General features: G+C 68.4%; 18 protein-coding genes, 1 tRNA gene and 1 pseudogene. 9 read left to right on the top strand and 11 right to left on the bottom strand.

What is annotated here, in order from left to right:
• Window positions 1-226 precede the first annotated feature (226 nt).
• Window positions 227-1,273: a tyrosine-type recombinase/integrase gene (locus tag AAME72_RS01390; RefSeq protein ID WP_348788475.1), complete on the top strand. Its 1,047-nt coding sequence runs from the start codon at window positions 227-229 to the stop codon at window positions 1,271-1,273.
• A gap of 179 nt (window positions 1,274-1,452) precedes the next feature.
• A complete protein-coding gene (locus AAME72_RS01395) occupies window positions 1,453-2,019 on the top strand; it encodes a hypothetical protein (RefSeq protein WP_348788476.1) in 567 nt (188 codons plus the stop codon).
• Between the two features lie 1,941 nt (window positions 2,020-3,960).
• Here the strand turns inward: AAME72_RS01395 and AAME72_RS01400 are convergent.
• From AAME72_RS01400 to AAME72_RS01415, 4 genes are all read right to left on the bottom strand, one after another.
• Window positions 3,961-4,032, bottom strand: a tRNA-Arg gene (locus AAME72_RS01400).
• A 49-nt stretch (window positions 4,033-4,081) separates the two neighbouring features.
• Window positions 4,082-4,573 carry an HNH endonuclease gene (locus tag AAME72_RS01405; protein WP_348788477.1) on the bottom strand — a complete coding sequence of 164 codons (492 nt, stop codon included), beginning with the start codon at window positions 4,571-4,573 and terminating at the stop codon, window positions 4,082-4,084.
• Between the two features lie 390 nt (window positions 4,574-4,963).
• Entirely contained in the window at window positions 4,964-5,896 is a 933-nt protein-coding gene (locus tag AAME72_RS01410; RefSeq protein WP_348788478.1) for a C40 family peptidase, read from the bottom strand.
• 223 nt (window positions 5,897-6,119) lie between these two features.
• Complete coding sequence (locus tag AAME72_RS01415; RefSeq protein ID WP_348788479.1) at window positions 6,120-6,809, bottom strand: metal-dependent transcriptional regulator; 690 nt, start codon at window positions 6,807-6,809, stop codon at window positions 6,120-6,122.
• 131 nt (window positions 6,810-6,940) lie between these two features.
• Here AAME72_RS01415 and serC point away from each other — a divergent pair, with 131 nt between their 5' ends.
• Window positions 6,941-8,056: a phosphoserine transaminase gene (gene serC / locus AAME72_RS01420; protein ID WP_348788480.1), complete on the top strand. Its 1,116-nt coding sequence runs from the start codon at window positions 6,941-6,943 to the stop codon at window positions 8,054-8,056.
• 5 nt (window positions 8,057-8,061) lie between these two features.
• Window positions 8,062-8,226, top strand: a pseudogene (locus AAME72_RS01425) (DUF2530 domain-containing protein); the annotation flags it as partial.
• On the opposite strand, the gene AAME72_RS01430 reads toward AAME72_RS01425, so the two are convergent.
• Together AAME72_RS01430 and AAME72_RS01435 are read right to left on the bottom strand one after the other, a co-directional pair.
• Window positions 8,146-8,961 (bottom strand): DUF3027 domain-containing protein, encoded by an 816-nt coding sequence (locus AAME72_RS01430; protein WP_348788481.1) that lies wholly within the window; start codon window positions 8,959-8,961, stop codon window positions 8,146-8,148. The pseudogene AAME72_RS01425 and the gene AAME72_RS01430 sit on opposite strands and share 81 nt — an antisense overlap.
• Window positions 8,954-9,334, bottom strand: coding sequence for a cold shock domain-containing protein (locus tag AAME72_RS01435; RefSeq protein WP_314147503.1), 381 nt, complete (start codon window positions 9,332-9,334; stop codon window positions 8,954-8,956). Before AAME72_RS01435 ends, AAME72_RS01430 begins: the two co-directional genes overlap by 8 nt.
• A 56-nt stretch (window positions 9,335-9,390) precedes the next feature.
• Here AAME72_RS01435 and AAME72_RS01440 point away from each other — a divergent pair, with 56 nt between their 5' ends.
• The 3 genes from AAME72_RS01440 to AAME72_RS01450 are packed head-to-tail and all read left to right on the top strand — an operon-like array spanning window position 9,391 to window position 13,264.
• A complete protein-coding gene (locus AAME72_RS01440; RefSeq protein ID WP_348788482.1) occupies window positions 9,391-9,690 on the top strand; it encodes a hypothetical protein in 300 nt (99 codons plus the stop codon).
• Window positions 9,691-9,712: 22 nt separating this feature from the next.
• Window positions 9,713-11,611, top strand: coding sequence for a helicase-associated domain-containing protein (locus AAME72_RS01445; protein ID WP_348788483.1), 1,899 nt, complete (start codon window positions 9,713-9,715; stop codon window positions 11,609-11,611).
• Between the two features lie 6 nt (window positions 11,612-11,617).
• Entirely contained in the window at window positions 11,618-13,264 is a 1,647-nt protein-coding gene (locus AAME72_RS01450; RefSeq protein ID WP_348788484.1) for a DNA repair helicase XPB, read from the top strand.
• A 73-nt stretch (window positions 13,265-13,337) separates the two neighbouring features.
• Here AAME72_RS01450 and AAME72_RS01455 read toward each other — a convergent pair whose 3' ends face one another.
• From AAME72_RS01455 to AAME72_RS01470, 4 genes are read right to left on the bottom strand one after another with little or no spacing between them, the layout of a single operon-like run.
• On the bottom strand, window positions 13,338-14,234 hold the full coding sequence (locus AAME72_RS01455) for an aminoglycoside phosphotransferase family protein (protein WP_348788485.1): 897 nt from the start codon (window positions 14,232-14,234) through the stop codon (window positions 13,338-13,340).
• Entirely contained in the window at window positions 14,221-14,973 is a 753-nt protein-coding gene (locus AAME72_RS01460) for a pyrimidine reductase family protein (protein WP_348788486.1), read from the bottom strand. Before AAME72_RS01460 ends, AAME72_RS01455 begins: the two co-directional genes overlap by 14 nt.
• Window positions 14,966-15,862, bottom strand: coding sequence for a dihydropteroate synthase (gene folP, locus AAME72_RS01465; protein ID WP_348790191.1), 897 nt, complete (start codon window positions 15,860-15,862; stop codon window positions 14,966-14,968). The genes AAME72_RS01460 and folP overlap by 8 nt, the downstream gene beginning before the upstream one ends.
• Before the next feature lies 1 nt (window position 15,863).
• Entirely contained in the window at window positions 15,864-17,084 is a 1,221-nt protein-coding gene (locus tag AAME72_RS01470; RefSeq protein WP_348788487.1) for an FAD-dependent oxidoreductase, read from the bottom strand.
• Between the two features lie 129 nt (window positions 17,085-17,213).
• Here AAME72_RS01470 and AAME72_RS01475 point away from each other — a divergent pair, with 129 nt between their 5' ends.
• On the top strand, window positions 17,214-17,906 hold the full coding sequence (locus tag AAME72_RS01475; protein ID WP_018191755.1) for a response regulator transcription factor: 693 nt from the start codon (window positions 17,214-17,216) through the stop codon (window positions 17,904-17,906).
• 51 nt (window positions 17,907-17,957) lie between these two features.
• Window positions 17,958-19,664, top strand: a complete 1,707-nt coding sequence (locus tag AAME72_RS01480) for a HAMP domain-containing sensor histidine kinase (RefSeq protein ID WP_348788488.1) — start codon at window positions 17,958-17,960, stop codon at window positions 19,662-19,664.
• A 146-nt stretch (window positions 19,665-19,810) separates the two neighbouring features.
• Here AAME72_RS01480 and groL read toward each other — a convergent pair whose 3' ends face one another.
• Window positions 19,811-21,430 (bottom strand): chaperonin GroEL, encoded by a 1,620-nt coding sequence (gene groL, locus AAME72_RS01485; RefSeq protein WP_348788489.1) that lies wholly within the window; start codon window positions 21,428-21,430, stop codon window positions 19,811-19,813.
• Window positions 21,431-21,841: the final 411 nt, after the last annotated feature.

The raw sequence follows: 21,841 nt of genomic DNA on the forward strand, positions 1-21,841 counted from the left end.
GCTGCAACCAGTCGTCTCTGTTTGATGAAGCCCACAACAGTGCCCCCGATGCTTACCGACCACTCAGGCGGGTCGGAACGTTTGCGGGGATGCAGAAGCGTTACTTCAGCCACATCAGCATTGTCACTCTCACTCCTGACTTCCGTATGGCAACCTCATAGAACTGCCATTCTCTCGGCTTGGTTCTCTTAGTCAGAATGTCGGTAGTGCACGGCATCATCGAACTATGAACGAAGTTCTTGCGGTCGCATCTCCCGCCTTCACTATCACCAACCGCGAGCAGGTTTTGGCGACGATTGCGGATGAGGTTGCCCCTGCTACCCGCAAGGCGTACCTGCAAGCGATGAAGCTTCTACGCCGCTACTACGAGACGCAGGGCTGGAACCTGTACCCCCTGGACGACGCTGGCGAGTTCGTTGATGCACGTTTTCTGGAGCAGGTTCTCTCCTACCTCCAGAACCTTGTCTCAAGCGGACGCACGTACTCGACGGTGAACAAGACGCTCTCCGCAATCAAGTACTTCGCGGGCTACGAGAACGCCAGGGCATACGCCGTGCTCGTTTCAAAGCCCACTAGGGCGTTCATGGAGGGTCTCGCCCGCCAGACCAAGAGCCACACGCCCAAGCAGGCACAGAGCCTCACACTGAGCCAGGTAGAAGCCCTCCATGCCTATCTGCGTAAGGGCAGGACGCCTCGGGACATTCGGGATCGGGCGATGCTGTCGCTCGGCATCGCGACTGCTCTTCGTTCGCAGAACCTGGGCGAGCTGACTCTTAGTGACGTAAGTCCAGCAGTGTCGATTGACGGGGTTGTGGTGAGAGTCCGCTTCAGTAAGACCGACCAGCTCGGCAAGGGCAACTACATTCCTGTAGCCAAGTCACCTCGCCGCAGTGTTGACCCGATAGGTGCACTCAACGAGTGGCTGTCTGTGCTGGGGCTTTTCGGGTTCTCGAAGGACAACACGCCTGACTTCCCTCTGTTCCCCGCAATTCGCGGTAGGAAGGCTGTCCAGGCGACAAAGATGCTGAACCCGAACATTGCTATCACCGAGACTCTGCGTAACCGCCTCGTTGAAGCTGCCATCGCTACGCCCGCACAGGCTTTCGCATATTCCAGCCACTCCCTAAGGGCAACGTTCATCACCCTCGCGTCACAAGCTGGCGTCTCGGAAGCCGACATAGCGGCAGTCTCGCTCCACAGCTCGATGGCTACGTTGCGGAAGTACGACAGGAGCAGTGTTGAGCGGCACGCGACCGTCGCTTACCTCCAGTAGACCTTCCTGAGTTCAGAAAGCCACCGCGTCCTAAGTGGTGGCTTTCTCTTTGATCTGGCAGTTGTAAGCGATCTGTCTTTGTGTGCGGGAAGAAAGTCCACTCGCCCCGACTTTCTCGTTTCTTCCGATATGGAAGCTGAGGGGCACCTCGGTCTCTCAACCACACATTGGAGACCCCCATGTCACTATTCAAGAACCTCTTCGCCGCCAAGCCGGCTTACACCGAAGCCGCGTCAATTAGCACGCCATACGTGCCCGAACAGTTCACGTACGACCTTGCCCGCGACCTAGAGCTTGCACAATCCCCGCACCTGAAGGACGACGAAGAGTACCGATTGGCGAACAGCCCAGAGCCAATTGTGCGTGCAACACTCGCAGCGAACCCTTCATCGAGCGAGGGGATACTCAACCTCCTCGCCGTAGATGCTGAAGTGAACGTGCGAGCGAACGCCTTTCGCAACGAAAACCTGCCAATCGCTCTCTCTGACGACGGCTATCCCACAGACGAAGGGATGGTAGGTCAGTTCCTGGACTACGCCGACGTAGGCGACCCTGACGACGTTCGGATTCTCCGTGCCCTTCTAACCCGAGAGAACCTGCCGACCCTAGTCATTCAGCTCATCGCCACTCTCAGAGATGAGGAGTCTCTGTACGCGGAGAAGCAGCTCGCCGCTCTTATCGTCCAACACCCCAACACCGCTCCCGAGATACGAGACGACCTCTCGCACTGGCTCGCAAGCGTCTAACCCGCCCTTCCCTCCCGCTGCTCCCCTCCAGCCTCCCCGCTAATGTGATCCTGGAGGGGAGCCTTTATGTCCGAGAACCAGCCCGAAGAGCAGCGATCAGCTATTGCTCGTGGAGTCGAGCCTCTCAAGATTGTCGGAGACGCCCCAACGCCTTTCGAGGTCATCACCCGTCCAGGCGTCGTAGCCGCCCTCTGGGACATTCTGGATGACGCTCAACGCGAGAACGCGGAGGATACGGACGATGAGTGACGCACCTAAGCCTCATCCGCTCAGCTCGACAATCGTAGACAAGCGACCAGTCGTAACCCGCCCTAAAACCCTCCAGTTCGCCTTCTATGGGAGGGTCTCCACCGAAGACGAGCGAGGACTTCAAGACCGCGAGAACTCGCGTGCGTGGCAGCTCCGACGTGCCAACGAAATCATCGCGGGTCACGGCGAAATCGTCGCTGAGTACTTCGATGAGGGCTACAGCAGGACAATTCCGCTCATTCGACGCCCAAAGGGTGCGGAGCTGCTCGACCTCGTTATGAACGGCAAGCCCGAATGGAACGCCCTCGTCATAGGAGAAGCGAAGCGTGTGTTCTCAGGCAGTCAGCTAGAAGACGTTTTCTACCTCCTCCAGAGAGGCGGAATCGAACTTTGGATTCCTGAAGTAGGTGGTCGCTATGACGACTCCAACCTCTCCCACAAGCTCCACCTCGCCTTAGAAGGCATCATCGGCAAGGTCGAGAGCGAAACTGTTAGCGGGCGAGTTCGTGACAGCATGACGGCAATCGCTCTCAGCGATGATCCGAGATGGTTGGGCGGCAACCCGCCGTACGGTTACCGTCTCGTCCCGTTTCGCGAGGCGGAGAAGCGTGGAGTCAAGGTTCCGCTTCAAACGCTCCAGATTGACCCGCAAACCGCTCCTGTGGCACGACGCATCTTTGAGGAGTACCTGAACGGTCGCAGTCTTCGCGAGATTGCGGCAGGGCTAGCACGAGACCTCATCCCGTCGCCTGCAGGTAGGGCGGAATGGCACATTGCAACGCTGTCCACGATTCTCGATAACGCCACCTACACGGGCTATCGCGTATACGGCAAACAGCGAAAGAAGCTCGTGCCGTTCGATGAGTCAAATCCTCGACTGGGAACCGAGACCAAGAAGACCCGTCTAGGTGAGCCGATGGTTTACTCGCACACCAAGGTCTATCCCTCGATCATCAGTGACGAAGAGTTCAAGGAAGTCTTCAACCTCCGAACGGCGAAGCGGACTCTAACCGCTCCCCGTAAGAAGGCAGTCCAAAGAACGGGTGAATCCGAGCCCTTGCGTGGACGCATCTTCTACAAAGGCAAGAAGATGACGCTGGACAAGACTCGCCACGGGAAGGTTCGCTACCGCACCAATGCCAGGGATGGTGTGGAACGGGTCGCTGTCTATGACTGGCAGGTGAGTGAAGCTCTACACCAGTGGCTTAGTGAGAGCCTCTCCCGCCGCAACCTCCCATTGCTCATCAAGCAGCTCAAAGCGACTGCACCAAAGGTGCAGACCCAGATTGCGAAACTAGAAGTCGAGCGGACGAAGAAGAGAACGGCAGCGTACAACCTCCTCAGCCTCGTTGAATCGGGCGACCAGACAGCAATCGAGCGTTACCGCCTACGCATTGCCGAAGCGAAGGTATTCGATGACGAGATTGCCAAGCTGAACGCACAGAACCTGGATGTGGATGGCGTAACGAAGCTCATGCGGCAGCTCGCAACCGAGACCCGCAAGGAAGTACTCGACAGGGCGTCAAACCAGCGTCTGAACCGCCTTTACGACGCTCTGGGCGTCCAGATTGACTATTTGCCCGAAGAGGGCGGAATCCGCGTAAATCTCGCCCCAGTACTGGCAGAAGCCTCAGTAGCTCCCCCTGAAGTGGATGACAAGACAGGGGAAGCCACTGTGGGTGCTAAAGACAGTGCCCCTGGAGGGACTCGAACCCCCAACCTTCTCCTTAGGACGGAGCAGCTCTTCCATTGAGCTACAGAGGCCAGCGTGACGAGTCTACCGGAGACGAAACGAGGACGAAGGCAGGCAGCCTCACGCCGCCAGGTACCCCCGCCACTCCGCCAGCGCACCCTCGGTCCCACGCACGACCCACGAGGTATCGTGCGGCGCCCGTGGGGTGAAGGCCAGCGACCAGCCCATCTCGGCCGGGGTGCGGTCACCCTTCATGTTGTTGCAGCGCAGGCAGCAAGCGACGAGGTTCTCCCAGCTGTCGCGGCCGCCGCGAGAGCGGGGCAGGACGTGGTCGATCGTCGTGGCCGACTTGCCGCAGTAGGCGCAGCGGTGCAGGTCGCGGCGGAGGACCCCCCTGCGGCTGACCGGGACGGCCCGGCCGTGCGGGATGCGAACGTAGCGGGTCAGCAGGATCACCGAGGGGCGGTCGTAGCTGCCGGAGATGCTCCACACCGGGTGGTCGCGGTCGCTCTCGAGCACGGTCGCCTTCTGATTCATGACGAGCACGATCGCCCGTTTGAACGAGACGACCGCGAGCGGCTCGTAGCCGGCGTTGAGCACCAGAGTCTTCATCTGCGACCTTTCGGGAGCGATGGGCGAACAAGCGATGGGCAAACAAAAAGGGCACTGTCCGTGCGGACAGCGCCCTGGAAGGAAGCGGCATGGTGGTGGCACACCACATGGTGGCGGTGGCAGGCCTCGACGTGGTGGCGGCAGGCGAGGAAGTCGTGGCCCCTCGACGCGGGGCCGGTGCCCGCGTGGAGGCCGCGCTCGACCCTCACGGTCACGGGGAGTGACCGGATGGGGGTCGCGTGAAGCATCGGTGGCTCCGATCTGCGGTTCCTAGCACAGCGCCAGGGCATCAGAGTAACGCAGAAACGGCGCGCCACCTATTCGTGGCACGCCGCTCCTGAACGTGGATGCGCAGAGTTCACCGCGCGTTCGACGGTCGGAAAACTCCGCTCAGATGCCGAGGCGGACGATGTAGTAGTCGCTCGTCCAGATCGGGCGGATCGAGATCGAGCGGCCGGTGTCCGGCGCGTCCATGATGTTGCCGTTGCCGGCGTAGAAGCCGTCGTGGCCGTCCATGATCACGATGTCGCCCGGCTGCGCGTCCGCGATCGAGATGCGCTTGCCCATGGCCGCCTGACCCGACACGGAGTGCGGGAGGGAGATGCCGAACTGGGCGTAGACGTACATCACGTAGCCGGAGCAGTCGAAGCCGGCCGGAGTGGAGCCTCCGTACACGTACGGGGTGCCGATGTACTGCTGCGCGACCGAGAACACCTGCGCCAGGCTGAAGCTGGGGTACGGCGGGTTGGCCAGGAAGTCGGAGACCGACGGGCCGGAGTAGCTGCTCGCGTAGTTGGCGAGGCTCACGGCGGCCTGCTGGCGCGCCTCCTCGGCCGCCTTCGCTGCGGCGGCCGCGGCCTTCTCCGCCTCGAGCTGCTGCTCGCTGGTGGCGGTCGCAGCGTCCCGGGTGACGGAGCTGGAGGCGACGGCGCCGACCTCGACGGTCTGCGCCTGCGCCTTCTTCATGGTGTCCGCCGCGCTCGGGCCGAACGCGCCGGACTCGGCGCTCGGGTTCATCGCGAACGCCGGCAGGGACATGGTGGCCACGATGCCGGTGGCGACGGTGATGACCACGGTGTTCAGCACCCAGCCGCCCTTCTTGCGGGCGTTCTTACCGGCACCGGCCTTCGACGACGAGGAGCCGGACGCGGTGGTGGCGACGGCGGTCGACGGCTTCGCTGCCGGGCGCGCGACCCGCGCGGAGGCGCGACCGATGCGCAGCGAACGGCGCGACGCGACATCGGAAGCGGGAGACGAAAGAGTGGAGCTCGGGTCCTGAGGGGTCCGGTCCTCGGCGGGATCGGGCGTACCAGAGTGTGCCAAAGTGCATCCTCCTGCGCTCCGGCAGCACTAGGGTGAGCTGCCCCCGTCCGATGCGATTGGCTTCGGCTTCACCGATCGGAAGACGGGTCTCAGGGGGGTTGGAGCGTCCCGATCGGGGTCCTGGTGGGCCGGCTTCTGGCCCGTTCGGACTCGTAAGAGACTACGGGAGCACAGCGTATTTGTCACACGTTCTGCGCACTTTTTAACGAATCGGTAACGGCGATCAGGCCTCGACGAAGATGTGCGCTGCGAGTTCGTTCGGGAGTTCGAGGCCCGACTCGAAGCCCTGGATCTGCACGGCGACGTACGACCCGGCCGCGGTGAAAGAGCCGGTCGAGCCGGGAAAAACGCCCGCCTGCTTCAGCTGCAGCAGCAGCTCGGGATCCACCTGGGCGGGCTCGCCGAGGCGCCGGATCCTGGCAATGACCTCAGAGTCACCGCCGCGCACGACGTCGACCAGGTTCACGAGGTTCTCGGTGGATGCGGTGTCGTCGGCGCCGAGCTCGACGAGGCCGGGGATCGGGTTGCCGTACGGCGACTCGGTGGGGTGGCCGAGCATGGTGAGGAGCTTGCGCTCCACCTGCTCGCTCATCACGTGCTCCCAGCGGCACGCCTCCTCGTGGACGTACTCCCACTCCAGCTCGATCACATCGCTGAGCAGGCGCTCGGCGAGGCGGTGCTTGCGCATCACGTGCACGGCCTTGCGGCGGCCGTCCTCGGTCAGCTCGAGGTGGCGGTCGCCGGACACGACGACGAGACCGTCGCGCTCCATGCGGCCGACGGTCTGGGAGACGGTCGGGCCGGAGTGGCCGAGCCGCTCGGAGATGCGCGCACGCAGGGGGACGATGTTGTCCTCCTCCAGCTCCAGGATGGTGCGAAGGTACATCTCGGTCGTGTCGATCAGATCGGTCATGGACCCCTCCACTTAAGGGCACGCGGAATTCGCCCACAGCTATTACTTCCGGAAGCCTACTTGTTGCCGATGACAGAGAGGTGATGGCTCCCCGGTCGGCCAGGGAATGCAACAGCCAATACACTTCAGTTATGCCGGATGTGACCATTCCCACTGACCTCCTGCCCGCCGACGGACGTTTCGGTTGCGGACCGTCCAAGGTCCGCGCCGAGCAGGTGGCCTACCTCTCCGGCCCCGGCGCCGAGCTGCTCGGCACCTCCCACCGGCAGGCGCCGGTGAAGAACCTGGTCGGCCGCGTCCGCGAGGGCCTCGGCGAGCTGTTCCAGCTGCCGGAGGGCTACGAGGTGGTCATCGGCAACGGCGGCTCGACCGCCTTCTGGGACGCCGCGGCGTTCTCCCTCATCGAGAACCGCAGCCAGAACCTCGTCTTCGGCGAGTTCGGCGGCAAGTTCGCCAAGGCGGCGAAGACTCCGTGGCTTCAGGCCCCGCACGTGATCGAAGCACCGGCCGGCTCCCGCGCCGAGGCCGAGGTCGTCGCCGGTGTGGATGTGTACGCCTGGCCGCACAACGAGACGTCCACCGGCGTCATGGCCCCGGTCCGCCGCGTCCACGGCGACGACGGAGCGCTCACAGTGATCGACGCCACCAGCGCCGCAGGCGGCGCCGCGTTCGATGTCAGCGAGACCGACGTCTACTACTTCGCTCCGCAGAAGAACTTCGCCTCCGACGGCGGCCTGTGGCTCGCCCTCTTCTCCCCCGCCGCCATCGAGCGCGTGGAGCGGATCGCGGCGAGCGACCGCTACATCCCCGAATTCCTCAGCATCAAGAACGCGATCGACAACTCGCGCCTCAACCAGACGCTGAACACCCCCGCGGTGGCGACGCTGGTGCTGCTCGAGAACCAGATCGAGTGGATGAACGGCAACGGCGGTCTCGCCTGGGCCGACGCCCGCACCCGCGAGTCCTCGGACGCGCTGTACGCGTGGGCAGAAGGCGTCGACTACGCGACGCCGTTCGTCGCCGACCCGGACCACCGCTCGCAGGTCGTCGTCACGATCGACTTCGACGACAGCATCGACGCGTCCGCGATCGCCAAGACGCTGCGCGCCAACGGCATCGTCGACACCGAGCCCTACCGCAAGCTCGGCCGCAACCAGCTGCGCATCGCGACGTTCACGGCCATCGAGCCGGCGGACGTCCGCGCGCTGATCGGCTGCGTCGAGTACGTGGTCGAGCGGCTGGGCTGACCATCATGCGGCTCTGGCTGCGCGACGACGAGCGCCGGCCCGACCCGGTCCCCGTGAAGACGGACGACCGGCGGGCCGTGCTCGTCGGCCTAGTCCTCTGGGTGCTCGCCCTGATCCCGACGCTCGTCTTCCTCGGCCCCATCGACGCCGCCGGCGGCAGCTGGTGGCTCTGGACGGTCGTCGTCGGCATCGTGCTCGGCGTCCTCGGGCTCGGCTACCTCAGCCTCAAGCGCCTCCGCAGGCACTGAGGCGTCATCGGCGTCCGCCTCGGCGTCGTCCGCGTCGGCCAGCGCCGCCGCCTCCTCGGCCGCGAGGTCGAGCTCGCCGTCGACGTCAGTGTCCTCGTCATAGGCGACGTCCACACTGTCGATGTCGACGCCGTCGACGTCGTCGTCGCCGTGCAGGTCGTGGATGTCGTGGTCGTCCTCGTCGTCATCGACGTCGAGGTCGTCGTCGTCGTCCTCGTCGTCGTCGTCCGAGGCATCCCCGTCGTAGTCCGCGTCCTCATCGGAGTCGTCGTCGGACTCATCCGGCTCGTCGCCTGCGCCCTCTGCCTCCGCCCGGGCTGCGGCCTCGGCGGCGAGCGCCTCCTGGGCAGCCTGGTACTCGGCCAGGCGCTCCGACCACGGCACCCAGTCGGGCGCGAGCAGCGCGTCGTCACCGGGCATCAGCTCGGCCTCGAGCACGGTGGGGGCCGCGTCGTCGTCCGCGCGGCCGACCGTCACGGTCCACCGCCAGCCGGGGTAGCCGGCCAGGCGGGACTCGAACAGCAGGGACACGACCCCGTCGCCCTCGACCACGTGGCCGACCGGCTCGCCGATGGTGGAGACCGGCGTGATCTCCGCGAGCGCCTCGCGGGCGAGCGAGACGGCGCCGATGAGGTCCTGGATGTCGTCGTCAGGCATCCAGGTCGTCCGCAACGCGTCGCAGCACGGCGGCGATCTTCGCACCGTGCGCCTTGTCCGGGTACTTGCCGCGGCGCAGGTTGGCGCCGATGCCGTCGAGGAGCTTGACCAGATCCTCCACGATGATCGCCATGTCGTCGGCCGACTTGCGCTTCATCTTCACCAGGCTCGGAGGCGCCTCGAGCACGCGCACCGACAGCGCCTGCGCACCGCGCTTGCCGTCGGCGATGCCGAACTCGAGACGGGTCCCAGCCTTCACCACCGCGCCCGCGGGCAGCGCCGACGCGTGCAAGAAGACCTCCTGGCCGTCATCGGAGCTGATGAAGCCGAAGCCTTTCTCGTCGTCGTAGAACTTGACCTTGCCGGTTGGCATGGGAACCTCACTTCACATGGGGGATCGAATGACCAACCTCAATTATCCTTGATTTCGTGACCCAGCAGACCCCGCCGCCGGCTTCGCGGTTCCAGCGTGTCCTCTCCTACATCGTCGCCGCGCTCGTCGTGGTGTCGCTGGTGTGCATCGCGGCCATCCTGATCGGCTCCGCGGTGGGCGGGATGCCGCAGCAGGGTTCCGGCCAGGGCATCTGGCCCGTGGTGTTCCTGTTCCCACTGATCGCGCTGCCGATCGCGTTCATCCTGCTCGTCACGCTGATCGTCGTGACCGGCCGCCAGCGCAGCCGGGCGGCGAAGCAGGCCCAGGCGGCCGCCGGGGCCAAGGGACGACGCTGAGGACGGCGGCGGATCCGCACCGATGACGACGACGCTCGCACTGGCCGCACGGCTGCGGGCGCTGCCGGACGCTGAGCTGATCGCCGCCCTGCACGGTCGCGGCTATCGCAGGCAGGGCGTCTCCGACTTCTTCGACCTCGCCGAGGCGCTGCTCGACCCCGACTCGCTGCAGCGCGCCCTCGCCGCGCTCGACCGGGTGCGCCTGGCGTCGCTGATCGTGCTCAGTCGCCCGGGCGGACCGCGGGATGCGGCGCAGCTGGCCCGCGAGCTCGCCGCGGAGCCCGCGACGGCGGAGGCGAGCGAGGCGGACGCCGACGCCGCGCTCCAGGCCGTCGCCGCCGCGCTGCTCGCGCATCCCGCCGAGGGCGGGTACACGGTCTACGACGCCGTGACCGCGCGGCTCGAGGCGTGGGACGAGTCCGGTCTGCCGTCCCCGGCCGAACTGCTCGCCACGCCGGCACCACCCGCGCTCGCGCCCGTGCCGGACACCGAGCGACGGTTCACCGACCGCCTCGCCGCCGAGCGCGCGTTCGAGGCCGTTGCCGCGGTGTCGGAGCTGCTGGCGGAGCTGAGCCGCGAGGGTGCGCGCGAGCTGCAGAAGGGCGGCCTCGCGCTGCCCGCGACCAAGCGGCTTGCCGCGACGCTCGCGATCGACCCGGCGACGGTGCCAACGGTGCTGTCCGTCGCGGCGCGGGCAGGGCTGGTCGCCGTCGCCGACGGGATGTGGCTGCCGACGGAGTCGGCCTGGGCCTGGCAGCACTCCCCCACCTCCGACCGCTGGCGAGCCCTCGCCGCGGCGTGGAAGGCGGCGCTGCCCGACGACCTGCGCGCGCTGCTGGCCGGCCGCAGCCGTGCCGCCTGGGGCGAGAGCCTCCGCCAGCACGTCGCCTGGCTGTATCCGGCGGCGGTGGAGACCGCCGAGGAGCGCGTGGATGCGCACACCAGGGACGCCGAGTGGCTCGGCATCACCGCCCGGCAGGCGCCCAGCGGCGCGGGAACGGCCCTGGTCGAGCACGACGCGGAGGCCGCCGCGGAGATCGTCGCCGGCCAATTCCCGGCGGAGGTCGAGCGGGTCTACCTGCAGCACGACCTGTCCGTCGTCTCGCCGGGCCCGCTGGCGCCGGAGGTCGAGTCGCGGCTGCGCGGGATGGCGGACCTCGAGAGCCGCGCGCTCGCCTCCACGTTCCGGTTCTCCGGCGCCTCCCTCGACCGGGCGATCACCGCGGGCGAGACGGCGGAGAGCATCCGGTCGTTCCTCACGGAGGTGTCGCTGACGGGGATCCCGCAGCCGCTCGACTACCTGATCGCGGACGCCACCGAGCGCCACGGCCGGGTGCGCGTGCGCGACGCCGAGGGCGAGGGCGACGGGACGGGCGAGGGAGCCGGCGGTGTGCGCTCCGTCGTGCACTCCACCGACGCGACGCTGCTGCGCACCATCCAGGTCGACCAGTCCCTCGCCTCGCTGCGCCTCACCCGCGTCGCCGACGACGCGCTCGCCAGCCGGTTCCCGCGGGACGTGGTGTTCTGGGCGCTGAGCGACGCGCGCTACCCGGTGGTGGCCGAAGACGCAGAGGGCGAGCCGGTGGCGCTCCGCCGCCTGCGCACGGCGCGGCCCTCCGCCCCGACCGGACGCGACCAGGACGCGGAGCTGGTCGCCCGGCTGCGCGAGACCGACGGCGGTGCGGGCGACGACGCGGGCGAGCACGACGCCGAGCAGTGGCTGGCGCGCCAGCTGGATGCGGCGGTGCGCGCACGGCAGCCGGTGATCGTGGAGGTGCAGATGCCCGACGGCCGGCTGGTGGACTACGTCCTCGAGCCCACCGGCGTCGGCGGCGGGCGCCTGCGCGGCCGTGATCGGGCGGCCGACATCGAGCGCACCCTGCCGCTCTCCAGCGTCAAGGGGCTGCGCAGCGTAGACTGAGCGGTCATGTCCGATGGCCCCCTGATCGTCCAGAGCGACCGCACCGTGCTCCTCGAGGTGGCGCATCCCGCCGCCGAGGACGCCCGCCACGACCTAGCGGTCTTCGCCGAGCTGGAGCGCGCGCCCGAGCACATCCACACGTACCGCATCACCCGCCTCGGGCTGTGGAACGCCCGCGCCGCCGGGCACACGGCCGAGGACATGCTGGGGACGCTGGAGCGCTACTCCAAGTTCCCCATCCCGCAGACGGTGTCGGTGGATGTGTCCGAGACGGTCGCCCGCTACGGCCGCCTGGTCATCGAGCGCGACGAGGAGGGCGAGCTGGTGCTGCGCTCCTCCGACATGCCGGTGCTCACGGAGGTCGCGAGCGCCAAGCGCATCGCCCCGCTGCTGCTGGAGCGCCGCGACGACGAGACCTTCGCCGTGCAGGCGTGGGCGCGCGGGCAGCTGAAGCAGGAGCTGGTGAAGCTCGGCTGGCCGGCCGAGGACCTTGCCGGCTACACGCCGGGCACCCCGCACGAGATCGGGTTGCAGGAGGACGGCTGGGCGCTGCGCGACTACCAGCGCAAGGCCGTCACGAACTTCTTCGACGGCGGCTCGGGCGTTGTGGTGCTGCCGTGCGGTGCGGGCAAGACGCTCGTCGGCGCCGGCGCGATGGCGACCGCGAAGACGACGACGCTCATCCTGGTGACCAACACGGTGTCAGCGCGGCAGTGGCGGGACGAGCTACTGAAGCGCACGACGCTGACCGCGGAGGAGATCGGCGAGTACTCCGGGCAGGTGAAGGAGGTCAAGCCGGTCACGATCGCGACGTACCAGATCCTCACCGCCAAGAGGAAGGGCGAGTACGCGCACCTGGCTCTGCTGGATGCGCTGGACTGGGGGCTCGTGGTCTACGACGAGGTGCACCTGCTTCCCGCGCCGGTGTTCAAGCTGACCGCCGAGCTGCAGGCCCGCCGCCGGCTCGGCCTCACCGCCACGCTGGTGCGCGAGGACGGCCGCGAGGGTGACGTGTTCAGTCTGATCGGGCCGAAGCGCTTCGACGCGCCGTGGAAGGAGATCGAGTCGCAGGGCTTCATCTCCCCAGCCGCCTGTTACGAGGTGCGCATCGACCTGCCCGCCTCCGACCGGCTGAGCTACGCGGCCGCGCCCGACGACGAGCGCTACCGGCTGGCCGCCACGGCGCCGGCGAAGCTGGATGTGGTGCGCCAGCTGGTGCAGCGGCACGCGGGCGAGCGCATCCTGGTGATCGGCCAGTACCTCGACCAGATCGACGAGCTGGCGCAGGCCCTGGGGGCGCCGCAACTGACGGGCGCCACGCCCGTGGACGAGCGCGAGCGGCTGTACCAGGAGTTCCGCGACGGCGTGACGCCGGTGCTGGTGGTGAGCAAGGTCGCCAACTTCTCGGTCGACCTGCCCGAGGCGACGGTGGCCATCCAGGTCTCCGGCTCGTACGGGTCGCGGCAGGAGGAGGCGCAGCGCCTCGGCCGGCTGCTGCGCCCGAAGGAGTCCGGGCTGTCCGCGAACTTCTACACGCTGGTCTCCCGCGACACGGTGGACCAGGACTTCGCGCAGAACCGGCAGCGCTTCCTCGCCGAGCAGGGCTACTCGTACACGATCCTGGACGCGCACGCGCTGGAGGCCGCCGCGTAGCTCGGCACGATTTGCGCCGAATAGTGGCTCCGAGCGCCTCGAAGCCGTGATTTGGCGCAAATGTTCGCAGGGATCAGCGCAGGATGCGCTCCAGCGTGGCGCGGGCCTCGGCGTCGTCGGGGCGGTCGCGCATCGTGATCGCCGCCTTCCAGAGCGCCCAGCCGCGCGCCCGCGCCCAGGTGTCCTCGTCGAGGCCCACGATCGCGCGGAACGCGTCGCGGGCCGCGCCGTCGAACATCGTCCACGCCGGGACGAGGTCGCACGCGGGGTCGCCGACGCCGGACGTCCCGAAGTCGATCACGGCCGAGAGCCGTCCGTCGGTCGTCAGCAGGTTGCCCGGCGCGACGTCGCCGTGGAACCAGACCGGGTCGCCCCGCCAGCGGGAGGACGTCGCATCGGCCCAGAGCGCGGCGGCGCGGCCGGCGTCAGCGCCGAGCACCGGGAACGCGGCGAGCGCCTCCTCCCCGTAGACGGCGGGCGGGGCGCCGCGGAAGAAGTTGTGCGTCCCGGGAGCAGGGCCCCCGGCCGCGGGAGCCGCCCGCAGCGCGACGAGGAACGCGCCGATCGCCTCCGCGAGCGCCGCATCCCGCGACACGTCGCCGAGCAGCACCACCGGCCTTCCGGGCAGCCAGCGGTAGACCGACCACGGCCACGGATACCCCTCGGCCGGCGCCCCCTCGGCCACCGGCTCCGGGATGGGCAGCGGCAGCAGCGGGGCCAGGCGCGGCAGCCAGCGCTGCTCCTTCGCGACCTGCTCGCGGTAGCCGGCGGCGCTCGGCAGCCGCACGCTCAGCTCGTCGCCCAGCCGGAAGGTGCGGTTGTCCCAGCCGTCGTGTTCGACGGGACGGATGGGCAGGTCGCGCCAGCGCGGGAACTGCGCGTCCACCAGCCGCCGCACGAGCCCGGTGTCGATGGCCGGACGGACCTCGGGCTCGGCACTGCGCTCGGCGCCGGGTTCAGCGCCGGACATACCGCAGCAGCAGCGTGTCGTCCGACCGCAGCACGTGGGCGAGCGCGAGCTCGGGCGGCACGATCGGCGACGCTCCGGCGGCGATGCGCACCGACGACCCCGCCTCCAGCCGCGCGCTGAGGGTCAGGCACAGCTCGTCCACGGCCCCCGCCGCGATCAGGTCTCCGAACAGGTGCGGGCCGCCCTCGCAGTGGATGCGCGTGAGCCCGCGGTCGGCGAGCAGCCGCACCAGGCGCTCCGGCTCCACGCGGTCCCGGCCGCAGATCACCACGTCGGCAACCTCGGCCAGTGCCTCCTTCGTGTCCGCACGCGCGATCTCGGTGGTGACCACGATCGGCCGCTCCGGCGCCTCGCGGAACAGCGGGCTCGCCGGGTCGAGGTCCAGGCTCGCCGAGACGATGGCGAACACGGGATGCGCGGTCAGGCCGGCCCCGCTGCGCGCCCGCTGCGACGCCTCGTCCACGCGCATCGCGCCGTAGCCCTCGGCCCGCACGGTTCCCGCACCGACGACGACAACGTCGCAGAGCCGGCGCAGCAGGTCGAACACCCGTCGGTCTGCGGCGTCGGACAGGCCGCCGGAGAGCCCCTGCTGGGTGGCGGCGCCGTCGAGGCTGCTCACGAAGTTGACGCGCAGCCACGGGGTCCGCGGCACGTCGCCGTAGAGGGCGAGCAGCTGCCCGTCGCCGAGGCCCTCCTCGGAGGGCAGCGGGAACAGCCGGGCGATCGACGGCTCAGTCATTGACATCCCCCATGTTGTGCTTCAGGTAGGCGGGCTCGCGCAGCCCCACGATCGCCTCCGTCATCCGGGCCGCGTCGACGGAAGCGCGCACGTCGTGCATCCGGATGATGCGCGCGCCGTTGACGATCGAGACGACGGCCGCCGCGATCGACCCGGTGCCGCGGGCCTCGCGCGGGGCGTCGAGCGTCTCGCCGATGAAGTCCTTGTTCGAGACCGCGGCGAGCGTCGGGAAGCCGAGGTCGGCGATCTCGCGGAGCCGCCGCGTGAGCTCCAGCGACTGCAGCGTGTTCTTGTTCAGGTCGTGGCCGGGGTCGAGGATGATGCGCTCCTCCGGCACGCCCGCCGCGACGGCGCGGTCGACGCGGTCGAGCAGGAAGGCGGCCACCTCGGCCGCGATGTCGTCGTAGTGCGGCCGCGGGTAGGCCGTGCGCGGGGCGGCGAGGCTGTGCGTCAGCACCAGCGTCGCCTCGCTGCCTGCGACGACGGGGGCGAGGTCGGGGTCGCTGAGCCCGGTGGTGTCGTTGATGACGGTCGCCCCCGCCTCGATCGCGCGACGGGCGACCTCGGAGTGGAACGTGTCCACCGAGATCACCACGTCGGATCCGGCCCGCAGCGCGGCGACCACCGGCACCACCCGCTCCACCTCGTCCTCGACGGGGATCGGCTCGCCCGGCGCGAACGGCGCGCCGCCGATGTCCACCCAGTCGGCGCCGAGCGCGACCGCCTCGAAGCACGCGTCGACGGCGCGGTCGAAGGCGAAGGTGCGGCCCTGGTCGAAGAAGGAGTCGGGGGTGCGGTTGACAACGGCCATCACGGCGACGCGGCGGGAGAAGTCGAAGGTGCGGGCGCCGATGGTGCGGACGGGGATGCGGAGGGGCGGCAGGTACATCTCAGAGCGTGGCAAGGTCCACGCTCTCGTCGGTGAGGCGGGCGGGGTCGATCCGGTCGCCGCGGCGGATCAGCCGCTGGATGTGCTCCTGCACATCCCAGACGTTCACGTTCATCCCGGCGACGACCCGGTCGCCGCGCAGCCAGAACGCGATGAACTCGCGGCCCTCCTCGTCGCCGCGCACGACTACCTCGGCGCCCGCGGCGAGCGGGCCGTATCCCGAATACTCCATGCCCAGATCGTATTGGTCGGAGTAGAAGTACGGGACGTCGTCGTAGCTCGCGCGGTCGCCCACGATGGCGTGCGCCGCGACCTTCCCGCCCGCGATCGCGTTCGCCCAGTGCTCGTTGCGCAGGTGCATCCCGATCGCCGGGAGGAACGGGTTGGCGACGTCCCCGACGGCGTAGACGTCCTCGACGCCGGTGCGCATCGCCTTGTCGGTGAGGATGCCGTTCGCGATCCGCAGGCCCGAGCGCTCCCCGACCAGGATGTTCGGGGTCGCGCCGACGCCCGCGATCACGACGTCAGCGGGGATGCGCTCGCCCGACGCCAGCACGACGGCCTGCTCCTCGCCGCCCTCCACCCCGACGACGTGCGCGCCGCCGCGGAGGTCGACGCCGTTGTCCCGGTGCGCCCGAGCGAACACCTCGCCCATGCGCCGGCCGATCGCCGCGCTGAGCGGCACCTCCGCGCGGCCGAGCACGGTCACGTCGTTGCCGTAGCCGCGCGCGGCCGCGGCGACCTCCATCCCGATCCAGCCGGAGCCGACGACCACGATCCGGCGGCCGCCCACCTCCAGCGCGCTGCGCAGCCACCGGCTGTCCGCCATCGTGCGCAGCTGGAACACGGCGCCGTGACCGCTGCCGGGGACGCCGAGCGGGTTCGCGTGCGCGCCGGTCGCGATCACCAGGCTGTCGTAGGTGATGCGGCCGCCGCCGGCGACGAAGAGCTCGTGCGCAGCGGGGTCGAACGAACCGGCCTCGGTGCCGCCGACGAACTCCACGGCGTTGTCGGCGTACCACTCCTCGGGATGCACGAACGCGTCCTCGATGGGGGCGTCGCCCTTCAGGTACTCCTTCGAGAGCGGCGGCCGGATGTACGGACGCTCCTCCTCGGCGCCGAGCAGCAGGATGCGTCCGTCGAAGCCGCGCTCGCGCAGCTCCTCGGCGGTGGTGGCCCCGGCCAGGCCGGCGCCGGCGATCACGACGGTGGGTTTCGACATGCGTGGGCTCCTCGATCGTGCTGTCGTGCTCAGCATCCACTGTTCACACTGCGCGCGCCAGCCCCTCACACGCACGGCGCACCGAGCGCTCACAGGTAGAATTCAGCGGACGCGCAGATACTGTTTGCCATGAACGCCGGACCCCGCATTCTCATCGTCGACGACGAGCCGAACATCCGCGATCTCCTCACCACCAGCCTCCGCTTCGCCGGGTTCGCCGTGCGCGCGGTCGGCAACGGCGCACAGGCGATCTCCGCGGTCCTCGAAGAGGAGCCAGACCTCATCATCCTGGACGTGATGCTCCCCGACATGAACGGGTTCGGCGTCACCAAGCGACTCCGCGGCGCGGGGTACACCGCGCCGATCCTGTTCCTCACCGCCAAGGACGACACCGAGGACAAGATCACCGGCCTCACGGTCGGCGGCGACGACTACGTCACCAAGCCGTTCAGCCTCGACGAGATAGTCGCCCGCATCAAGGCCATCCTGCGCCGCACGATGCAGGCGGACGAGGACGCGGTCATCCGCGCCGGCGAGCTGACGATGGACCAGGACACGCACGAGGTCTTCGTCGGCGACACCCCGATCGAGCTCTCCCCCACCGAGTTCAAGCTGCTGCGCTACCTGATGCTGAACCCGAACCGCGTGCTCTCGAAGGCGCAGATCCTCGACCACGTCTGGGAGTACGACTTCAACGGCGACGCGGGCATCGTGGAGTCGTACATCTCGTACCTGCGGCGCAAGGTGGATGCGCACTCCAGCGAGCCGCTCATCCAGACCAAGCGCGGCTTCGGGTACATGCTCAAAGCCGCGAAGGCGTGAGCCGCCGCGCACATGCGTGGCACAGCAAGCCTTACGTAGACTGACGGCCTGATGCACTCACGCCTGCTCGACCGCTGGAACGCGATCTCCCTCCGGACGAAGATCACCGGGGTGACCGTGCTCATGCTGACGCTCGGGCTGCTCGTGACCGGCATCGGCACGATGTCGATGCTGAAGCCGATCCTGCTGACCCAGCTGGATGCGCAGCTGTCGGCAGCCTCCGGCGCGTCGTATCTGAACACCTACCTGTTCGGCACGTCGTCGGACAAGGAGCAGATCGCCACGGACGCGAGTCCGTCGGACTACTTCGCGGCGCTGTACGACTCCGAGGGCAACCTGGTTCGCACGAACTGGTCGAACATCCCATACTCGCACCGTCCGGCGATCCCGGGCAGCCTGACGGTCGCGCAGGGCAAGGCGCTGCCGACCGGCGGATACTTCCTGCCGAGCAACGACGGTCACACCACCTACCGCGCGATAGCCCAGACGGTCACGCTGACGAACCCCGAGGGCGCGCTCGGCACCGCGATCGTCGCCACGACGACCAGCCAGATCGACACGGTGATGGCGAGCTTCCTCGCGATCTTCCTCGGCTTCGGCGTGATCGTCATCATCGTGGGCGCGGGTCTCACCAGGATGCTGGTGACGACCACGTTCGCCCCGCTGCGTGAGGTGGAGCAGACCGCGGCCGAGATCGCGGACGGCGACTTCAGCCAGCGGCTCGGCGGAGCGACGCCGAACACCGAGGTCGGCCGGCTGAACCGGTCGCTGAACACGATGCTGAACAGGATCGACCGCGCGTTCAAGGACAGGGCGCGCACCATCGACCAGATGCGCCGCTTCGTCGGCGACGCCTCCCACGAGCTGCGCACGCCGCTGGTCTCCGTGCGCGGCTACGCCGAGCTGTACCGGATGGGCGCGCTGCAGACGCCGGAGGACGTCGCCCAGGCGATGGACCGCATCGAGAAGGAGGCGATCAGGATGGGCATCCTGGTCGAGGACCTCCTGGAGCTCGCCCGCCTCGACGAGACGAAGCCGCTGGACCTGCGCCCGGTCGACCTGGTGACGATCGCGCGCGACGCCGCGATGGACGCGATGGCGGGCTCCCCGAACCGCACGGTCACGGTGCTCACCCCGCAGTCGATCGCACCGGATCCCGAAGCCGACCCCGAGGAGCCGACGCTGGACACGGTGCCGATGCCGCTCCCCGACAACGCCAAGGTCTCCAACGCGACGGGTCCGATCGCGTTCGCCGGGGCAACGCTGGCGCGGCTCCGGCGCGGCCGCGGCCGTCGCGGCACGACGGGCCCGGTGCCGATCACGACGACCGAGCGCGTCGGCCTGGCCGAGGCACCGCCCGCGGAGCCCGCGATCGTGCTCGCCGAGGAGAACAAGCTCCGCCAGGTGGTCACCAACCTGATGGGGAACGCGCAGCGCTACACGCCGGAGGACAGCCCGATCGAGATCGCCGTGCAGGTGGACCACCGCACCGAGCGCGCGATCCTCGAGGTGCGCGACCACGGCGAGGGCATCCCGCCGCAGATCCGGGAGAAGATCTTCCAGCGGTTCTGGCGCGCCGACACCTCGCGCGCGCGGGAGACCGGCGGCAGCGGGCTGGGCCTCGCGATCGTGTCGTCGATCGTCGCGGCGCACAACGGCACGGTGGACGTCGTGGACACCGAGGGCGGCGGAGCGACGTTCCGCGTCTCCCTGCCGCTGGCCGCCTCCGTCGCCGCGCCCAAGCCGCTCGCGCCGTAGTCGCGGCCCCTTCGACCGCCGAGGGGCACATTGTTGTCGCTTTCGGCGCTCGAAAGTGACAACGACGTGCCCCTCGACGGTGCGTGTGACGCGAAAGAGGGCGCCTCCCGAAGGAGACGCCCTCTGTCAGCGTGAAGCGGACGGACTCAGAAGTCCATGCCACCGGTCGGGTCGGCCGGGACCGGAGCGGACTTCTCCGGCTTGTCGGCGACGACGGCCTCGGTGGTGAGGAACAGGCCCGCGATGGACGCCGCGTTCTGCAGCGCCGAGCGGGTGACCTTCACCGGGTCGTTGATGCCGGCGGCCAGCATGTCGACGTACTCGCCGGAGGCGGCGTTCAGGCCGTGACCCACCGGGAGCTCGCGGACCTTGGCCACGACGACGCCGGCCTCGAGGCCCGCGTTGATCGCGATCTGCTTGAGCGGAGCCTCGATGGCGACCTTGACGATGTTCGCGCCGGTCGCCTCGTCGCCCTCGAGGGCGAGCTTCTCGAACGCGGTCTTGCCGGCCTGGATGAGCGCAACGCCACCACCGGCGACGATGCCCTCCTCGACGGCGGCCTTCGCGTTGCGGACGGCGTCCTCGATGCGGTGCTTGCGCTCCTTGAGCTCGACCTCGGTGGCCGCGCCCGCCTTGATGACGGCGACGCCGCCGGCGAGCTTGGCGAGGCGCTCCTGCAGCTTCTCGCGGTCGTAGTCCGAGTCGGTGTTCTCGATCTCGCCACGGATCTGGGCCACGCGACCGGCGATGGCCTCGGGGTCGCCCGCGCCCTCGACGATGGTGGTCTCGTCCTTGGTGATGACGACCTTGCGGGCCTGGCCGAGCAGGTCGAGGGTCACGTTCTCGAGCTTGAGGCCGACCTCCTCGGAGATGACCTGGCCGCCGGTGAGGATCGCGATGTCCTGCAGCATGGCCTTGCGGCGGTCACCGAAGCCCGGAGCCTTGACGGCGACGGACTTGAAGATGCCGCGGATCTTGTTGACGATCAGGGTCGCCAGGGCCTCGCCGTCGACGTCCTCAGCGATGATGAGGAGCTGCTTGTTGGCCTGGATGACCTTGTCGACGATCGGGAGCAGGTCCTTGATCGAGGAGATCTTCTGGTTGGCGATGAGGATGTACGGGTCCTCGAACACCGCCTCCTGGCGGTCCTGGTCGGTGACGAAGTACTGCGACAGGAAGCCCTTGTCGAAGCGCATGCCTTCGGTCAGCTCGAGCTCGGTGCCGAAGGTGTTCGACTCCTCGACGGTGACGACGCCCTCCTTGCCGACCTTGTCGATCGCCTCGGCGATGATCTCGCCGATGGTGGTGTCACCGGCGGAGATGGACGCGGTCGCCGCGATCTCGGCCTTGGTCTCGACCTCCTTGGCGCTGGAGACGAGCTCGTCGGTCACGGCCGCGACGGCCTTCTCGATGCCGCGCTTCAGCGTGATGGGGTCGGCGCCGGCGGCCACGTTGCGGAGGCCCTCCTTGACGAGCGCCTGGGCCAGAACGGTGGCCGTGGTGGTGCCGTCACCGGCGACGTCGTCGGTCTTCTTCGCGACCTCCTTGACGAGCTCCGCACCGATCTTCTCGTACGGGTCGTCGAGCTCGATCTCCTTCGCGATGGAGACGCCATCGTTGGTGATGGTCGGGGCGCCCCACTTCTTCTCCAGGACGACGTTGCGGCCACGCGGGCCCAGCGTCACCTTGACCGTGTCGGCCAGGATGTTCAGGCCGCGCTCGAGGCCGCGGCGCGCGTCCTCGTCGAAAGCAATGATCTTTGCCATGTGTTACTCGTCCCTCCCGGACGTCTGCGAAAGATTCCGTTGATTAGCACTCGATCAGATGGAGTGCTAAAGCGATTCTGGCACTCGCGGCGGTGGAGTGCAAGACGGGTCCGCGCGTGGCGGACGCCCGGGAGGGGGCGAGGTCAGCGGCGTCGTCGATAGTGGAGGAGGAGGCGGCCCCCGGAGCGCTCGGAGTCGACCAGGTCGAAGTCCTGCAGCCCGTCCATCAGCCCGGTTCGACGACGGGAACCGGCTCCGCAGAGCTCCGGGCCGCGAATGGTGAGAAGCGGTGGAATTCCTGGCCGAGTGGCGACATCATGTCACCACTCGGCGCCGGGGTCACCAGAAAAAGAGGACCGGGAACACGAGAGAGCGCCGCCCGATCGGGCGGCGCTCTCGTGGTCGTTCTGA

The organism is Leifsonia sp. NPDC080035, from assembly GCF_040050925.1.
Lineage (GTDB): Bacteria > Actinomycetota > Actinomycetes > Actinomycetales > Microbacteriaceae > Leifsonia.

Excerpts from the sequence above, each read along its gene's own strand:
- AAME72_RS01390 (WP_348788475.1), top strand. The coding sequence starts at position 227 with ATGAACGAAGTTCTTGCGGTCGCATCTCCCGCCTTCACTATCACCAAC.
- AAME72_RS01395 (WP_348788476.1), top strand. The coding sequence starts at position 1,453 with ATGTCACTATTCAAGAACCTCTTCGCCGCCAAGCCGGCTTACACCGAA.
- AAME72_RS01405 (WP_348788477.1), bottom strand. The coding sequence starts at position 4,573 with ATGAAGACTCTGGTGCTCAACGCCGGCTACGAGCCGCTCGCGGTCGTC.
- AAME72_RS01415 (WP_348788479.1), bottom strand. The coding sequence starts at position 6,809 with ATGACCGATCTGATCGACACGACCGAGATGTACCTTCGCACCATCCTG.
- serC (WP_348788480.1), top strand. The coding sequence starts at position 6,941 with ATGCCGGATGTGACCATTCCCACTGACCTCCTGCCCGCCGACGGACGT.
- AAME72_RS01430 (WP_348788481.1), bottom strand. The coding sequence starts at position 8,961 with ATGCCTGACGACGACATCCAGGACCTCATCGGCGCCGTCTCGCTCGCC.
- AAME72_RS01435 (WP_314147503.1), bottom strand. The coding sequence starts at position 9,334 with ATGCCAACCGGCAAGGTCAAGTTCTACGACGACGAGAAAGGCTTCGGC.
- AAME72_RS01445 (WP_348788483.1), top strand. The coding sequence starts at position 9,713 with ATGACGACGACGCTCGCACTGGCCGCACGGCTGCGGGCGCTGCCGGAC.
- AAME72_RS01450 (WP_348788484.1), top strand. The coding sequence starts at position 11,618 with ATGTCCGATGGCCCCCTGATCGTCCAGAGCGACCGCACCGTGCTCCTC.
- AAME72_RS01455 (WP_348788485.1), bottom strand. The coding sequence starts at position 14,234 with ATGTCCGGCGCTGAACCCGGCGCCGAGCGCAGTGCCGAGCCCGAGGTC.
- AAME72_RS01460 (WP_348788486.1), bottom strand. The coding sequence starts at position 14,973 with ATGACTGAGCCGTCGATCGCCCGGCTGTTCCCGCTGCCCTCCGAGGAG.
- folP (WP_348790191.1), bottom strand. The coding sequence starts at position 15,862 with ATGTACCTGCCGCCCCTCCGCATCCCCGTCCGCACCATCGGCGCCCGC.
- AAME72_RS01470 (WP_348788487.1), bottom strand. The coding sequence starts at position 17,084 with ATGTCGAAACCCACCGTCGTGATCGCCGGCGCCGGCCTGGCCGGGGCC.
- AAME72_RS01475 (WP_018191755.1), top strand. The coding sequence starts at position 17,214 with ATGAACGCCGGACCCCGCATTCTCATCGTCGACGACGAGCCGAACATC.
- AAME72_RS01480 (WP_348788488.1), top strand. The coding sequence starts at position 17,958 with ATGCACTCACGCCTGCTCGACCGCTGGAACGCGATCTCCCTCCGGACG.
- groL (WP_348788489.1), bottom strand. The coding sequence starts at position 21,430 with ATGGCAAAGATCATTGCTTTCGACGAGGACGCGCGCCGCGGCCTCGAG.